15 protein-coding genes and 1 pseudogene are annotated in these 16,582 nt (G+C 51.9%); 4 read left to right on the top strand and 12 right to left on the bottom strand.

The annotated features are described in order from the left end of the window. Nucleotides 1-50 precede the first annotated feature (50 nt). Both HV213_RS27245 and actP read left to right on the top strand, forming a co-directional pair. A complete protein-coding gene (locus tag HV213_RS27245; protein ID WP_110274548.1) occupies nt 51-365 on the top strand; it encodes a DUF485 domain-containing protein in 315 nt (104 codons plus the stop codon). After that, a complete protein-coding gene (actP, locus tag HV213_RS27250; RefSeq protein ID WP_181483991.1) occupies nt 362-2,011 on the top strand; it encodes a cation/acetate symporter ActP in 1,650 nt (549 codons plus the stop codon). Before HV213_RS27245 ends, actP begins: the two co-directional genes overlap by 4 nt. 44 nt (nt 2,012-2,055) lie before the next feature. Here actP and HV213_RS27255 read toward each other — a convergent pair whose 3' ends face one another. The 9 genes and pseudogenes from HV213_RS27255 to HV213_RS27295 form a co-directional block, all read right to left on the bottom strand. Next, a complete protein-coding gene (locus tag HV213_RS27255; protein WP_181483992.1) occupies nt 2,056-3,159 on the bottom strand; it encodes a type 1 fimbrial protein in 1,104 nt (367 codons plus the stop codon). A gap of 22 nt (nt 3,160-3,181) precedes the next feature. Beyond that, complete coding sequence (locus HV213_RS27260; RefSeq protein ID WP_228288640.1) at nt 3,182-3,742, bottom strand: fimbrial protein; 561 nt, start codon at nt 3,740-3,742, stop codon at nt 3,182-3,184. Between the two features lie 52 nt (nt 3,743-3,794). Further along, nucleotides 3,795-6,386: a fimbria/pilus outer membrane usher protein gene (locus HV213_RS27265; protein ID WP_181483994.1), complete on the bottom strand. Its 2,592-nt coding sequence runs from the start codon at nt 6,384-6,386 to the stop codon at nt 3,795-3,797. Beyond that, nucleotides 6,340-7,029: a fimbrial assembly chaperone gene (locus HV213_RS27270; RefSeq protein ID WP_181483995.1), complete on the bottom strand. Its 690-nt coding sequence runs from the start codon at nt 7,027-7,029 to the stop codon at nt 6,340-6,342. The genes HV213_RS27265 and HV213_RS27270 overlap by 47 nt, the downstream gene beginning before the upstream one ends. A 56-nt stretch (nt 7,030-7,085) precedes the next feature. Beyond that, the gene (locus tag HV213_RS27275) at nt 7,086-7,622 is read right to left on the bottom strand and encodes a fimbrial protein (protein ID WP_181483996.1); all 537 of its coding nucleotides are present in this window, start codon (nt 7,620-7,622) and stop codon (nt 7,086-7,088) included. Nucleotides 7,623-8,260: 638 nt separating this feature from the next. Next, nucleotides 8,261-8,950, bottom strand: a complete 690-nt coding sequence (locus HV213_RS27280; RefSeq protein ID WP_181483997.1) for an LrgB family protein — start codon at nt 8,948-8,950, stop codon at nt 8,261-8,263. Next, complete coding sequence (locus HV213_RS27285; protein ID WP_181483998.1) at nt 8,943-9,353, bottom strand: CidA/LrgA family protein; 411 nt, start codon at nt 9,351-9,353, stop codon at nt 8,943-8,945. Before HV213_RS27285 ends, HV213_RS27280 begins: the two co-directional genes overlap by 8 nt. 202 nt (nt 9,354-9,555) lie before the next feature. Further along, nucleotides 9,556-9,828: pseudogene (locus HV213_RS27290) on the bottom strand (RNA-guided endonuclease InsQ/TnpB family protein); the annotation flags it as partial. Continuing rightward, on the bottom strand, nt 9,753-10,100 hold the full coding sequence (locus HV213_RS27295; protein ID WP_181483999.1) for a helix-turn-helix domain-containing protein: 348 nt from the start codon (nt 10,098-10,100) through the stop codon (nt 9,753-9,755). The pseudogene HV213_RS27290 and the gene HV213_RS27295, both read right to left, overlap by 76 nt. Before the next feature lie 64 nt (nt 10,101-10,164). Between HV213_RS27295 and tnpA the strand changes: the two genes are divergently transcribed. Further along, the gene (gene tnpA / locus HV213_RS27300) at nt 10,165-10,563 is read left to right on the top strand and encodes an IS200/IS605 family transposase (RefSeq protein WP_181484000.1); all 399 of its coding nucleotides are present in this window, start codon (nt 10,165-10,167) and stop codon (nt 10,561-10,563) included. Between the two features lie 76 nt (nt 10,564-10,639). Continuing rightward, on the top strand, nt 10,640-11,521 hold the full coding sequence (locus HV213_RS27305) for a LysR family transcriptional regulator (protein ID WP_181484001.1): 882 nt from the start codon (nt 10,640-10,642) through the stop codon (nt 11,519-11,521). 311 nt (nt 11,522-11,832) lie between these two features. Here the strand turns inward: HV213_RS27305 and HV213_RS27310 are convergent, their stop codons facing one another. The 3 genes from HV213_RS27310 to HV213_RS27320 all read right to left on the bottom strand — a co-directional run bounded on the left by HV213_RS27310 (nt 11,833) and on the right by HV213_RS27320 (nt 16,274). Beyond that, nucleotides 11,833-12,855 (bottom strand): IS110 family RNA-guided transposase, encoded by a 1,023-nt coding sequence (locus tag HV213_RS27310; protein WP_181482372.1) that lies wholly within the window; start codon nt 12,853-12,855, stop codon nt 11,833-11,835. A gap of 275 nt (nt 12,856-13,130) precedes the next feature. Further along, nucleotides 13,131-14,777 (bottom strand): Na+/H+ antiporter, encoded by a 1,647-nt coding sequence (locus HV213_RS27315; protein WP_112215868.1) that lies wholly within the window; start codon nt 14,775-14,777, stop codon nt 13,131-13,133. A 147-nt stretch (nt 14,778-14,924) separates the two neighbouring features. After that, nucleotides 14,925-16,274 carry an NCS2 family permease gene (locus HV213_RS27320; RefSeq protein ID WP_181484002.1) on the bottom strand — a complete coding sequence of 450 codons (1,350 nt, stop codon included), beginning with the start codon at nt 16,272-16,274 and terminating at the stop codon, nt 14,925-14,927. Nucleotides 16,275-16,582 lie beyond the last annotated feature (308 nt).

A 16,582-nucleotide genomic window follows, 5' to 3' on the forward strand; every position in this document is an offset into this window, starting at 1 on the left:
CCGGCAGATGGCGCGTGGATGACGAAAAGGGAACCTCTGGAGACGCTACGATGAACGATCAGATTTGTCAGCGGATAGAAAATAGTGCGCATTTTAGGGAGCTTGTTGCAGCCCGGCAAAGGTTTGCCACCATCCTGTCACTGATTATGTTGGTGATTTATGTGGGTTTTATTTTGCTTATCGCCTTCGCTCCCGGCTGGCTGGGCACGCCGCTGCATGCGGGAACCAGCGTCACCCGGGGTATTCCGATTGGTATCGGCGTAATCGTTATCTCTTTCGTACTAACCGGAATTTACGTCTGGCGGGCAAACGGTGAATTTGACCAGCTGACGAAGAGCATTCTCAGCGAGGTTAAAGCATCATGAAGAAAGTTCTGACGGCGCTCGCCGCCACGCTCCCTTTTACCGCCAACGCCGCAGACGCCATCACCGGCGCGGTACAGCGCCAGCCGACCAACTGGCAGGCGATTATCATGTTCCTGATTTTCGTCGCTCTGACGCTGTACATCACTTACTGGGCGTCAAAACGCGTGCGTTCGCGTAGCGATTACTACACCGCGGGCGGCAATATCACTGGCTTCCAGAACGGGCTGGCAATTGCCGGTGACTTTATGTCGGCGGCCTCGTTCCTCGGGATTTCCGCGCTGGTCTACACCTCCGGCTACGACGGTCTGATCTACTCCCTCGGCTTCCTCGTCGGCTGGCCGATTATTCTGTTCCTGATCGCTGAACGCCTGCGTAACCTCGGGCGCTACACCTTCGCCGACGTCGCCTCTTATCGTCTTAAACAGGGGCCGATTCGTATCCTTTCCGCCTGCGGTTCGCTGGTGGTGGTGGCGCTGTATCTGATTGCTCAGATGGTTGGTGCAGGCAAACTTATCCAACTGCTGTTCGGCCTCAACTACCACATTGCGGTGGTGCTGGTCGGCGTGCTGATGGTGCTCTATGTCCTGTTCGGCGGCATGCTCGCCACCACCTGGGTACAAATTATTAAAGCGGTGCTGCTGCTGTTCGGCGCAAGCTTTATGGCCTTTATGGTGATGAAGCACGTCGGCTTCAGCTTCAATAATTTGTTCACCGAAGCGATGGCGGTCCATCCTAAGGGCTCGGCGATTATGAGCCCCGGCGGGCTGGTGAAAGACCCGATATCAGCGCTGTCGCTCGGTCTTGGACTGATGTTCGGTACCGCGGGGCTGCCGCATATTCTGATGCGTTTCTTCACCGTGAGTGATGCCAAAGAAGCGCGTAAGAGCGTGTTCTACGCTACCGGTTTTATGGGCTACTTCTACATTCTGACCTTTATCATCGGTTTCGGCGCCATCATGCTGGTGGGGGCGAATCCGGCGTTTAAAGACGCGGCCGGACAGCTTATCGGCGGCAACAATATGGCGGCGGTACATCTGGCGGATGCGGTCGGCGGCAACCTGTTCCTCGGCTTTATCTCAGCGGTCGCCTTCGCCACGATTCTGGCGGTGGTGGCTGGCCTGACGCTAGCGGGCGCATCGGCGGTGTCTCACGATCTTTACGCTAACGTCTTTAAGAAAGGCGCAACCGAACGCGAAGAGTTGAGAGTGTCGAAGATTACCGTGCTGATTCTGGGCGTGGTGGCGATTCTGCTGGGCATTCTGTTCGAGAATCAAAATATCGCGTTTATGGTCGGCCTGGCGTTCTCTATCGCTGCCAGCTGTAACTTCCCGATTATCCTGCTGTCAATGTACTGGTCGAAGCTGACCACCCGTGGGGCGATGATTGGCGGCTGGCTGGGCCTGTTGACCGCGGTGATTCTGATGATCCTCGGCCCGACTATTTGGGTGCAGATCCTCGGTCACGAAAAGGCGGTATTCCCGTATGAATATCCGGCGCTGTTCTCTATCGCCATTGCCTTTGTCGGTATCTGGTTCTTCTCCGCCACCGATAACTCTGAGGAAGGATTACGCGAGCGCGAGCGGTTCCGCGCGCAGTTTATCCGTTCGCAGACCGGTATCGGTATTGAGAAGGGTCAGGCGCATTAACTATGACTCACTCCCCGGTCGGCTGACCGGGGAATCTTTATACGCTAGTTGTAGGTGAACGTTATCGTTCCGCTCGCGTTGGCGGTTCCGGGTGTCACTTCAGAACCCGTTTTGTAATAGTTAGTCGTAAACGTCAGCGAGTTTGATGCCGCCGCCCCGCCACGGTTAGCAGGATCGGTGAATTTCGTATAGCTCGCCTCAGCACCAGAGTTCGTCACCGTCGTTCTGTTAACCGGGTCGAATACCCTGTAGGTGGAGGTATTCATAGATAGCGGCGCGCCATTAATATTCAACTGAACCCCTACACCGGTCGCCACGTTTTCGCCGGGCGTTAGAGCAATCACGGTGTGGTCTGGATTATCACCCTCCGCTTCTGTCGCCGTAATACGCATCGTCACGTTAGTTCCGGGTTCACAGGATAATGTCAGCGTCTGCTGGGCAGAACCGGCCTTAGCGGAGAGATTAAATTCACTCGTTTTAACCGAGCCCATTGGGAAATTCAGTGCGGTCGAACTTGCCGTGCAGCCCATCGGCGTCAGCTGGATTTTTGTCGTACCGGTCACGTGCAGTTGGGAAATAACCATCGTTCCAGAACTATCTCTAATCGAAACCGAGGAGACGGGATCCTTCAGCGTCAGGGAACTATTGCTGGCAATCGCTCCGCCGGTGGCGACAAGTTGTAGCTGGTACATCGGGGTATAATATGTGCCAGCCCAGTAATCAAGAAGCCCGTTTGGTTTACCCAGGTAAAAGTCCGCATCACCGATATAATGTTGGCTATAATCCGCATTGAAATCATTAGTATCACCATCATATTCCCCGGTAACATTCAGCCAAACCTTAACTCTGAGACCGATACCAGGCACGCTAGTTGTATATATTCCATCGCTAACAGATGAGACCGTATTTCCGGAAGACCATGCAAATTGTGAATATATATTACCCTGACAGTTAATAACATAGGTTTGTGAACGAGAAATCTGGCCTGAATCATAGAGAACAGTTCCTGCCGAGTAACTTCCCGCATTAATCAATATTTGCTCAGGTAGATTAGTCATCGACACGTCACCATAATTAGTGCCCGTCTCACATGACCAACCATAAATTGGGAAGACTAACGCCAGTAGTAATAAAATATTCTTAAACATATTCTTCTCTGCACGTTACTTGTTATTTATAAGACACGTTAAATGTGGCGGTAAAAAGCACATTACCGGCAGTTATCTGGCCATAAGGTGTATACATTCTGGCAATCATATCAAAAACGTGCCCCCTTGCTTCATCGCTGAAAGTATAGGTATATTGATCGCCTGGCCCTAAAGATTTAGCACCGTTAAGGCTAAGCAACTGTAACCCAACACCTTTCGCCCCAGAACTATCGGTCTGAGAATTTTTGTATATCATCGAATATGTATTATCAAAATAAGCGCCACTAAATGTAATGGTGACCGATGCAGTATCTTTCGAGCAATTATCAAATTCGAGTTGAACAGGGACACTTTCACTGTTAGCCCCCGGTTTCCCGGTCATATGTTGATAAGATACCGTGCCTAAATCTATATTTTCAGAAGGTTTTACCAACACCTCACAGGAGGGCTCCTCAATCATACCGGTAACATTAAAATTAACAGTGCTATTAGCATCGTAGGCCCAAGCGGTAGAGGTCACAAACAGTTGAGTGATACAACATAACACCAACAGACAGGTATTCCTCAGAAGAGAAAAACACATATTGTTCGTGATCATTTTAACCGCCCACATAGGGTATCTGTTCATATTTTGCTCACTGACAATTTGCCTGATAAAAAACAATGTCGTCGGTTGATTTATTACTTGATAAATCATAATTGAAACGGCACTGGGAGCTATTTTCATCTCCCCACTTAACCAACAATAGGCCTTTTGCCGGTAAACCCGTCAGATATACTTGCCCGGCATCGCCCACAATTGAGCTTTTGTTCTCTTTTGTATCCTGGCCTTCATCATTAAGTGAAACAATCGCGCCAAAGGGGACTTCTTTGTTACGAAAGTGCAGAGTCATCATCGCCTTATAGCCAATCCAGGTATCGTATTTTACCTTAACGATAGCGCTGCGCGTCGGTACCACTGTTCTGACGATATTATCGATTTCCGCCCCCGAGACCTGCTGCTCATCAAGGGAGAGATTATTTTCATGATAGGGTCGAACATAGGGCACGACGGCATAGCCTGCAGAATCGGTCATCACGTTAGTCTGTCCACGCACTGCGACATCGCTGACGCCGGGTGCTTCAACCAGCGCCACGCTTTCGCCAAGATAGCGTGAAAAAGTGACGCCACCGGAGTGGGCAACCATCCCGCCGCGCAGCGAATAATTATAATGAGAGCTATAGCTGTCATAACCGTATCCAGCCGCCACTTCACCTTTTGAACCCTGATAGTTCAGGTTGACGTTCCCCGAGGTACTTCTGTCGTTTGCGTTATATCCTTCCTGCACGTTCCAGTTCAGGGAACGGTCCGTAAAGGCTGTACCATTTAAACCAAGGCTATGCGTGGTGTCGCCCTTCCGACTACTGTTCATATTGTAGTTAGCCGACATATCTGCGCCGAAAGGTACGCTCACGGTGAGGGAAATAATGTTATCGCTGGACGGTGAACTATCACTGTTCTGACTAGTGCTCTGCACATTTCGGTTATAGGAGTAGTTGATGAAATATGACACCCGGCCAAAGGTGTTGCTATAACTCACGCCCAGAGACTCCATACGTGAATTATCCCAGTAGGACTCACTGACCAGTGAAAGGGAGAGCGAACCGTACCCTGAGAAAACCTGAGAAGCTGAAGCGTCAAATCGGTCTTTCGTCCGCCCGGTTGACGAACAACAGCCGCTGTAAGAATTCGCGTTATCAATGAAATTTTGCAGCGAGTAGTAGCCATGCGTTGAATAACGATAGCCAGCGACGGAAAAGTTGGTTCCCGTCAGCGGAAAATCTTTACTAAAGCGCACGCGATAAGACTGCCCTTCACTGGATGACGTTTTATCCGATGCAGGATTTTCTTTTATATCAGCCACAGACTGGGAAGCATCAAATGAGAGCGCGCCGACAGAACCCAGATTAAACCCGGCTCCCAGGAGCAAATTACTATATTTATCTTCTAATTGCTGGAAACCACTGTATAGCGTGACGTTACTCAGTGCACCCCAGGCGACTGTAGATTGCAGGAAGTTATACTCCTTTCCTCCTGAACTCCCCGAGCGCGTTTTACCACTGCTGAAAGAGTAATCGACCTGTCCCTCACGCTGTAAAATCGCCAGCGAAGCGAAAGGCACAACAAAGCTCTGCTCGCTGCCATCGGATTCTTTTACCGTCACATAGAGATCGCCCGCGCTCCCGGTTGGGTAAAGGTCGTTTATTTCGAATGCGCCAGGAGAGACCGTGGTTTTATAGATGCTGTATCCGTTCTGATAAACCGTCACGTCGGCGGTCGTGCGCGCGATCCCTTTAATGACCGGAGCAAAACCATTCATGCTATCCGGGAGCATCTCTTTATCTGAGTTCAGTTGCAGACCGGTGAAGCTGATACTGTCAAACACGCCTGATGAGGTATAGGTCTGCCCCATTATCATCTGGCCTTTCAGGGCGTGAATATCACGTGAAATATAGCTGTAGACGGAGTCCCACTGATTACCATCATTATTATGATTGAGGGTGCTGTAATTTCGTAAACGCCATGGTCCAACGTTCACACCCGGTTGCAGGCTGACAAACTGGCTGGACGTCGATTCGCCGCCGTGTCGCGGATCGGTTTTTTGCCCGGAAAGATTATAATTAAACAGCCCGGCCGTAATGCCCTGCTGCCATCTGTTTTCGGGAACATAACCCTGCGGACGGTGCAGCATGGCGACCTGAGGCAAAGTGAAATCGACCCGCTGATGCGAAAGCTGTACCGCCGTCTCCCATCCGGGGATCGCGGACAGCTTTGCGCACCCGGAGCCAGCCACCGTGAGTTCGGGATAATCTTCGGTTTTGATCGACCACTCTTTCAGTTGCGCAACGCTGATACACGGCTGAGCAGAAGACTCATCACCTTCATTTTGCGGCTTGAAAACGATGGATTCAGAAGTAATAAACTTGTCGTTAAGATAGACATCGAGATTGTATTTACCCGGAGGTACGGTTTCCTGGGAGATATAGGATAAATCTACGGCTGTCGCACCCGTTTCATTCACTTCAAGTAAGTGTGGGTTAAAGTATTCCCCAGCGAGAGTCGGTAATGAGATTGTGCCAAGACAGCAGAGAATAGCAATGTAGCTGCTTTTCAATACAAATGTATTATTACACTCAATATCACTGAATGATGGCAGTATATTTCGGTCCTGACATACCATAATCATTGATCACGCTCCATGTGACTTCTCTTTTCCCAGATGAAGATGCGCTTGCTACCGGTATTTTTATCGTTGAGTAAGGTGCAATAAACCACGCTTCAGGTACTGCCTTGCCATTAATAAATATCCCTGAGAAATTCATATATAGTGGAGAGTCATTTTTCACCTTCACCTCTCTTCCTTCACTGGACCATCGCAGTTTCTCAGCGTAGTTTTCTGGAATGGCTTTTTTTAAGGCTGCGGGTCGGTAAATAAGTTTAATTCGGGAATTGATAGCAAATTGCACCATGTTCTTGTCTGGTGCGTTTTCCATTGCAGGAATTCCTTTAACGTTCAGCCAAAACATCGACTCCCGATCTTCCGGCAGAGGTTTACCTGAACGGAGAATGCGCACAAATCCTTGTTCACCCGCCTTCAATCGGAACAGAGGAGGGGTAGTAATAAATGAATCTTTCGCTGGCGATGTATCATCAACGATAGAGATCCAGGACTGTACTATATTTGTTACATTATCTTTGTTTTGAACAGACACTGTCGTTGTCTTTTGTGTGCCATCGAAGATCACGCGTGTGCCGCCAACAACCACACTTGCCTGCGATACTGAAATACAGGAAAATAAAAAAACATAACATAATAATAATCTGTTCATAGCATTGTCCAAACAGGGAAAGCAAACCGCTTTCCCTTTATATATTTATGACTTAATTAATAATAGGTAACGTTATAAGTTACTGTCGTACTTACCGGGCCTTTAGTTGGGGCAGCAGCTCCAGACTTAGCCATTTTTACGGTAAACGGAATGGTTGCTGAACCGGAGGTGATATTAACGTCAGAGCCTTCAGTATTGTTCTTCTGTAAAGCTCCGGCGTTATCAAAAATAGCGATAGCGACATTGGTAGCTGGAGTCCCTGAAGCCTGGTTTTTAAAATAATCACTATTAAATGTATCCGCTTCACCACCAAAGGTCACTCTGGCTTTAGTCAGTGAATCTTCGTCCGTAGGGCAACCGGTCAGATTGAAAGTGAAACTCTTCGCCGCGCTATAGGTATTAGCGCTCAAATCGGCTACCGAGACAGTCCCCATCTCAATAGAGGAAACGCCGCCATCAATAGTGGCGGTACACGTCGTATCGGAAACCGTTCCGGTGAAAGTAATAGTGTTATCCGCATGAGACATTGCAACCAGAGAGCAGCCCGCAGATAAGGTCAGAATTTTAGCTAAAGTTTTTACATTGGTTTTCATTGGTATTCCCCTATTTATCCAGATTAACAATCAATCCATCAATTGTTTATGACGATATATTAGAGAATGGGATTGGATACCAACTTGATATAAATGTTGATATACTTTCTGGGAAATGAATCACTTGCATATAATATTGATTACAAATACCAACACAAGAGCTTTAGCTCCACATGAATCCATTCAATAATAAAAGCTCACGTCGCCAAGATAACCGAAAGTAGGAAAGTTCTCAACAAGGTTAGGATGCCTCTCTTAAGGAGATAATTACTCACCATCAATAATGACAATGTATAATTTAAAAATAAACAAGAAAAATCATGATATTATAAAACAAATACATTCACACAAAAAATATAAAATATAAAACACATACGTAAAACAACTATAAATCCACTAAAAAAAGAAACATTTAGTTACAATTAAAACGTAAAGCAATTAAGAATGTTCGCGAAAAAACCAATAAAAAGCTCACCTAATCTCTATTTAACATTAATATCGCAACTAATTTAATCATCAATTACATAAGTATACATATGTAGCGTTAATTAACATTTTCTATTAAAAATACTTAATTCCCCATTATATCTCCCGGCCAATCCGCAAGGATAATAATCGTGATGATGGTTAAATGATTATCAAAACATGACCCAACGTACCAACGGCGCGGCCAGTACCATCACCACACCGGAAAGCATCATCACCAGGCTGGCGACCACGCCCTCTTGCGGGCCTAACTCGTAGGAGCGGGCCGTTCCGGCACCATGAGACGCCGCGCCAAATCCCGCCCCTTTCGCCATCCCCTCTCGGATGGAAAGACGCAGAAACAACATATCCCCCACCGCCATACCAAATACCCCGGTCACAACCACAAATAGGGCGACTAAATCAGGCTGACCGCCCAGCGGTTTGGCAGCCGCCAGAGCAAAGGGCGTCGTCACCGAACGTACCGCCAGGCTTCGCTGGATTTCATCGGGCAGCGTAAATAATCGCGCCAACCAGACGGAGCTGGTCACCGCCACTACCGACGCGGTGGTCACGCCAGCGGTCAGCGACATCCAGTGGCGCTTAATAATCGTCAGATTATCATACACTGGAACGGCAAAGGCGATGGTCGCTGGCCCCAGCAACCACAGCAGCCAGTGGGTTTCCCCGATATAGCTTTGATAGGAGATATGGCCAAATACCAGGATCAGTACCAACAGGACTGGGGTAAAAACCAGCGGCATCAGCGGGAGCTTATGAAAGCGTCGATAGAGACGTTTGTTGGCAAAATAGAGCCCCAGCGTAACGATAAGACACAGGACGCTCAGTTGAAAATCACTCATGTTTCATCCTGCTCACTTCATAGCGATACACTTTATCGACCACCCACGCCGTCGTGCCCAGTACCATGGTGGTGCTCAGCCCAATAACCAAAAAGATGCGCCAGCCATCAACCATCAGCAGTTGGGCGTAGTTCACCACCGCAACCACTGCTGGCACGAAAAACAGCAACATCTCCGCCAGCAGCCAGCGAGCCCCGGCGCGAACCCAGTTTAAGGGGATAACCCGACAGACAATCAGCGCCAGCAGCAGCAACATGCCGACTAAATTTGCCGGAAGCGGCAGGTGCAACCAGTTAACCAAATATTCAGCGCAGACAAACAATCCGGCATAGATCAGTACCTGAATCGGTACCTGAAGGCGTTGCATGACGAAGGGCGTCACGCGAGCTGGCGCGAAGGCCATGAGCGGAATTCCTGAAAAAGATGACAGGCGTGCAGTATAGAGAGCCACCAGGCCCGGTAGAAATGAATTAAAATCATCACAGGTATAGTCTCAGGGAATAATTTTGACACCCTCCCCCACCTTCTCGCTATGCGAATCAGGAGGGGGATCCCTTTTCAGGTAGCAACACGTTACCGCATTGCCCGGTTCCACGCTTAACGGCTTACGCCGCCTTACGGGCGCGTCCAGGGTTTGCCCCAGACAACACGGCATGTCCTGCCGCGAGAATATGACGAGCGCCGTTTATGTCGGCGTTCGCTTCATAACCACACGCCATGCAGACAAATACTGCCTGCGATTGACGGTTTTCCTTCGCTGTATGACCGCAGCACGCGCATTTTTGGCTGGTGTATGCCGGGTTTACGGCCTGCACTTCTCTGCCACGCCAGAGCTGCTTATATTCGAGCTGACGGCGCATTTCGTGCCAGCCCTGATCGAATCGTTACCTTTGCTCTTGCGCTTGAATACCGGCTTTTCAGCCGCCAGACGCCTGTCAAAGCAACGTTTCCATGCCCCGTGCAGGTCTTTCAGTTTCTGCTCTAGGTTGTCGGTATACGCTTCGGAAAGGAAGGCCAGATCAGGTAAGCCCTTCCACGCTGTAAGCATTTTATTCAGCTCAAAGGCAGTAGGCAGTTTCTGACCAGCCTCAAGAATGCGCTGTGTTTCTGCCAGGCCATAATTCCAGACGAAACGGGCACAGCCGCACATTTAATTCAGTATGCATTAAAGCAAGGTATATAAATTAACCACAAGAATTGCCCGGGTTCAAGCGATGCAGGAAATCAAAAGAAGCAGGTATAGTACCTATTTGCTGCATGTTCACATCGTCTATGTGACGAAGTATCGCAGAAAGGTTTTCGGGGAATTACACCTCGAAAAAATCAATCAGTATGTATCCGGGGTATGCGGTGATTTCGGCGCGGAACTGAAAGAGTGTGACGGGGAGGCGGATCATATTCACATGCTGATCGAATACCCGCCGACAGTGCAGTTGTCAAAGTTGGTTAACAGCCTGAAAGCCGTCACCAGTCGGCGACTACGGAATGAGTTTCTGGATTTGCGGGCTGCGTACAGTAAGCCCGTGCTATGGTCACGCAGTTACTTTGTTGGCTCATGCGGTGGAGCGCCGCTGGAAGTTGTGAAGAAGTACATACAGCACCAGCGTGGCTAACGAATCTTTTGACGCTGGCGCGTCAATTCAAATTCCCCTCCCACCTCCCCGGAGGGAGTACCCTTTGAGGCAAAAGATGGATATCCGAACGCTGCGTTATTTTGTTGAAGTGGTCCGCCAGCAGAGCTTTACCCGTGCGGCGGAGAAGCTATTCGTCACGCAGCCCACGATCAGCAAGATGCTCAAAAATCTGGAAGATGAACTGAACTGCACTTTGCTGATCCGCGATGGGCGCAAGCTATTGCTGACGGATACCGGACGGGTGGTCTTCGAGCGCGGACAGGCTATTCTTGGCGAGTTTCATCAACTGGAGTCGGAGCTGAGCGATATTAATCATCTGCACAAAGGTGTGCTGCGTCTGGGGATCCCGCCGATGGTAGGGATGCTGATGGCGGAACCGATTAGCCACTTTCGCCAGCGCTACTCTGGCGTTGAACTAAAGATTGCCGAGTTTGGCGGATTGACGGTGCAGCAGGCGGTAAGCAACGGCGAACTGGATTTGGCGATGACGGCACTCCCTGTTGATGAGGCCAGCGGCCTGAGCACGCTGTCGTTGTTTAATCATCCACTCTGCGTGCTGACCCCGAGAACAGCGCAATGGGAAAGCATATCGTCACTGTCTCCGAAGGCGCTCGCCGAGCATCCTCTGGTGATTTACAACGAAGATTTTGCCCTCAGTCAGCAGTTGATGCAGCTTTTTACCCAGCATGAGGTTAAGCCGCGTATTGCGGTGCGTAGCGGGCAGTGGGATTTTCTGGCCGCGATGGTGCAAGCGGGGATTGGGATAGCGATTCTGCCGGAGCCGATTTGCCAGCGTCTCGATCCGCAAAGCTTTTGCTGGATACCGTTGCAGAGCGAACTGCGCTGGGAGCTGGGGATGATTTGGCGGGAGGGCGTGTATATGTCGCACAGCGCGCGGGCATGGCTGGAGTGTAGTAAGGCGTTCTGGCTGGAGTGAGTTCCCGGAGGCGGCGCGTTGCGCCTGTTCGTATATGGACACCTCCCGTGATGCAAGCTATTTTTTGTGTGAGTCACCAGGGTAAGTTGCGTTCGTATATCCGGCCTCTCTTTCGGTACCGTCGTACCCGGGCCATGATGTGTTCTGCGCACCTGCTTCCTTTCGGGCTATCGGCTTTGCTTCGCAGGGAGCCTTCGGACAGGCCGGATTTCTCAGGTGCTGGTCTTACCGGTTACTCATCACGCTAAATCGCTTCGCAATCTCACGACAGGGTTACTGCTCTTTTTACTGCATGGTTCACGGGGTGTCGGTTAACCGGCGACCCGTGAACCATGGTAATCTTCTCCGCGACTCATCACCGCCCACGCTATCCGCACATTCTTGTTCGCCAGCGCCACCGTCGCGATATTCCGGTTCCGTCTTTCCGCCACCGACTGCAGCCACTGGCTCCGCCGGTCTTCTTTGCCTGCACATGTCTTCAGAACTGACCGTGCCCCGTGGATGACCAGCGTACGCAGGTAGCTGTCACCCCGCTTGCTGATATGCCCCAGCTGCTGCTTACCGCCGCTTGAGTGCTGCCGGGGAACCAGCCCCACATAAGCCGCCATCTCCCGACCGTTCTTAAACTGCGTCGCGTCACCCAACAACGCCACCATCGCGCTGGCGGTTATCACGCCGATACCTTCTATTTTCATCAGCCGCTGGATGCAGATATCTTCCCGCGCCGCCTCTGCGAGCCGCCGGTCATGCCCCGCCACCCGGTCATCCAGCATCCGCAGCTCTTCGGCCAGCTCGCACAGCAGGCGCATAAACCGGTCATCCCACTGCTCCTGCTGTGACAGTATCTCCGGCAGCGCCTTACGCAACTGGCTGATGCCGACCGGCAGCACCACGCCGAATTCGCCCAGAAAGCCCCGTATCTCGTTGCACAGCGCCGTGCGGCTTTTTATCACTCTGGCCCGCACGCGATGCTCAGCCTGAAGAGTCTGCTGGCGCTCTGTCTTAACCGCGACGAAGCGCATGGCGGGGCGGCTGATGGCTTCACAGATGGCTTCGGCATCGTTGGCATCATTCTTGTTGCCCCTGAGGTAGGGCTTAACAAACTTCGGGGGAATAATGTGCACGGTATGTCCCATGCGGGTGAGTTCGCGGGCCCAGTAGTGGGATGACGCGCAGGCTTCAATCCCGACGGTGCAGGGAGCCAGCTGAGAGAAATAAGCGTGCATGTGGGCGCGGCGGAGAGATTTCCGCACGACGACATGTTCATGGTGATCCACAGCATGGATCTGAAAGACATTTTTTGCCAGGTCAAGACCGATACGTTTAATATTCATGGTGGACACCTCCTCCTGTGGACTGCAGGTAACACTTCCAGTCTGGCACGTTCTGATGCCGTAAGGTGGGAGGTGTCCATCACATCGGGCTACCAAAACCATACGATGCTAGCGGCGGCTTCGTCCCGGGTCGCGGTTAACGCCTTACCCGGGCTACAGATTCCCAATCGTCTGAGGGACGGTAGCCCGGACAAGGCGCATCAGGCGCCGCCTCCGGGAAAATCACACCTCGAAAATCCAGGTCAGCACAGCGCCTCCGGGGAACAGGTACGGAGTTACTGATCTTCGATTAACAACGCTTCCAGCAGGTCGAGATCGTGCAACATCTTCTGCAGCGTCTCGTTGCTGATCTGCCGGGTGGCACGCAGGTGGTATAGCTCCCCGCGCTCTGAACGCAGCGCCGCCAGGCGGAACCGGCGTTCGAGGCTCTCTTCCAGCATCGACGTTTCCACATCGTTACGTCCATCGACCCGACGACGCAGGTTACCAATTACCCGCGAACTGACCTCGGTCAGCAGCTGATTATCGATATTCTCTTTGGTGTCCGATGCCAGGCGCTCTTCCATTTTCTGAATCGCGACAATCGCCACGTCCGCCGTTGCCGCCCGTGCCAGACGCTCTTCTTTGCGCTGCTGAACATGGTCGCTCGACTCGATATGGCGCAGCAGAATCGGCAGCGCAATCACACCAACAAACAGGGAAAACAGAATCACCCCGGCGGCAAGGAACACCAGCTCATAGCGCGCCGGGAAGACGTTACCGTCCGGCAACAGCAGAGGAATCGACAGCACACCGGCAAGAGTAATCGCCCCACGCACCCCGGCGACGGAGGAGATCAGCAGCTCACGCGTGGTCCAGGAGCCAAACTCCATCGGTTTCTTTTTCAGGAAGCGCTGGCTCAATTTACGCATCGTCCACAGCCAGCCAAATCGCACCAGCATCAGGGCGGCGTAAATCAGGATGATATCGGTAAACAGCATCCAGGTTTCAACGTTCGGATCCGCTTCTGCCGCCACCAGCGAGCTCGACAGAATATCCGGCAACTGCAGCCCCAACAGCAGGAAAACCATGCCGTTAAACACGAACTCCAGCATCGCCCAGGTGCTGTTAGCACGCAGGCGCATCGCCAGCGGTGCGCTGCGCATCACGCCGGAACGGGTGATGGTCATCCCCGCAGCAACCGCCGCCAGGATCCCGGAAAAACCGATATGTTCAGCAATCAGGTAGGAAGCGAACGGCAGCAGGAATAGCAGGACAATCTGCGTTGCCGGTTCATCGCCGCCCCAACGGCTAAGAAAGCGCATTGAGCGCCCGTACAGCCAGCTGACCACGAAGCCTGCAAGAATGCCGCCCACCGCCACTTTGAAGAACTCTACCGTCGCTCCGCCGACGGTAAAGACCATCGTGCCCATCGCTACCGCGACGGCAAACTTCAGGGAGACCAGGCCGGAGGCGTCGTTCATCAGCGCCTCACCCTGCAAAATACCCATAATTTTTTTCGGGATGCGCCCTTCACCAACAATCCCGGAGAGCGCCACGGCATCGGTTGGCGACAGCACCGCCGCCAGCGCGAAGGCCGGTATCAGCGGAATGCCCGGCACGATCCAGTAGATGAGGTAGCCAATACCGACCACCGTCACCAGCACCAGCGCTAGCGCCAGACCAAATATTTCTCGCCCATGCTCAATGAACTCGCGGGTCGGCGTCTTCCAGCCATCAGCAAATAGCAGCGGCGGGATAAACAGAACCAGAAAGAGTTCAGGGTCGAATTCGACGTGTAGTCCAAAGGTAGGCCAGGCCAGCATCGCGCCAATGCCTATTTGGATTAAAGGTAGTGGAACCTGAAAGGGCAGTACGCGTGTAACTACCCCGGAGAGAGAGACCACGAGGGTCATGATGAGTATGGTAAAGAATATTTCCATGTGTTCCCTGTTTGCTGCGTTTTCTTTTTTTACATCTGAGGCGTCATGTCTCGAAATAGTACGCTACTCAGATTAACGCAAAAGGAAACAGGATGTGGCTTAAAAATAAATCGGGCGGCCAAAGCCGCCCGTGATTAGCAGAAAAAGTTAAATCGCCCAGCCGCCAGCGTAGAAAATAACCAGCGCCGCCGCGATGATCACCGTCCCCAGGTTCAGCTTGCGCCACTCCCCGGACACCAGACGACCAATCACCAGTGAAGCAAAGCCAATCATGATGCCGGTAACGATGTTACAGGTCAGTACGATAAAGACCGCCGTAATCAGGCCCGCCATCGCATCGACAAAATCGTTAAAGTCGATTTTCGCCACATTGCTCAGCATCAGCAAACCAACGTACATCAGCGCCGGAGCCGTCGCGTACGCCGGTACCAGATAAGAGAGCGGAGAGAGGAACAGGATCAGCAGGAACAGCACGCCAACGGTTACCGCAGTCAGGCCGGTTTTACCGCCCGCGGCAGTGCCTGCGGCTGACTCGATATAGACCGCTGCCGGAGCCGCGCCGACCAGACCTGAGAAGACGCTGCTCAGGGAGTCAGTGGTCAATGCTTTGCCGCCGTTGATAATCTGCCCGTCTTTATCCAGCAAGTTTGCCTGACCGGCTACCGCGCGGATGGTGCCGGTAGCATCAAATACTGCGGTCATCACCAGCGCCAGCACGCTCGGCAGAACGATGGGGTTCAGCGCACCCACGATATCCAGGCTGCCAATCAGCGAGTTGCCGTGCTCGTCGCTCAGCGACGGCATAGCGAAAACACCAGAGAAGTGAACGTTAGGATCGAAAATCAGACCGATAATCGACACGCCGATAATCGTCAGCAGGATACCGCCCGGCACTTTGAGTTTTTCGAGGCCGATAATCACCGCCAGCCCCACCAGCGACATAATCACCGGGAAGCTGTCGAAATTACCCAACGCCACCGGCAGGCCGTCCAGCGGGTTTTTAATGACCAGACCAACGCCGTTGGCAGCGATCAGCAGCAGGAACAGGCCGATACCAATCCCCGTGCCGTGCGCAACGCCCTGCGGCAGATTACGCAAGATCCAGCTACGAATACCGGTTGCGGAAATCACGGTAAACAACACGCCCATCAGGAACACGGCACCCAACGCTACCGGAATACTGATCTGTTGGCCCAACACCAGGCTAAAGGCGGTAAAGGCGGTCAGCGAAATCGCGCAGCCAATTGCCAGCGGCAGGTTCGCCCACAGTCCCATCAGCAGAGAGCCAACGCCCGCCACCAGGCAGGTGGAGACAAAGACCGCCGCCGGTGGGAAACCGGCTTTTCCGAGCATACCCGGCACCACGATGACGGAATACACCATCGCCAGAAAGGTCGTAAGACCGGCAACGATTTCCTGGCGCACGGTGCTGCCGCGAGCAGAAATTTTAAACCAGGCGTCCAATGAACCGCCGGTACGCGCTGAAGGCGTAGACATAGAAAACTTCCCCTGAGAATTTTTATCGTTCGTTTGGATGCGAGGTGGACCATCCACTGCCAGTTAAACGCGATCTCCTTGTGCTACATCGCAGCGCCAGGGGCTGTGAAAAGCAAACGTTTAACTCCGCGCATACAATACGGTGTGAAGAATGACTTTGCTCCCCCCTGTTAGCAGAGGGAATGATGAGCAAAATAAAAAGGCAAACGATTATCCAGCCTTTAGATGGGCCTTTTCAACTGAAGATTGCCGTATTTCGCTAAATTTCGCTTATGACGTTCAGGAAATAACCAGCCGATGCGCAAACG

The organism is Klebsiella sp. RHBSTW-00484 (genome assembly GCF_013705725.1).
Lineage (GTDB): Bacteria > Pseudomonadota > Gammaproteobacteria > Enterobacterales > Enterobacteriaceae > Klebsiella.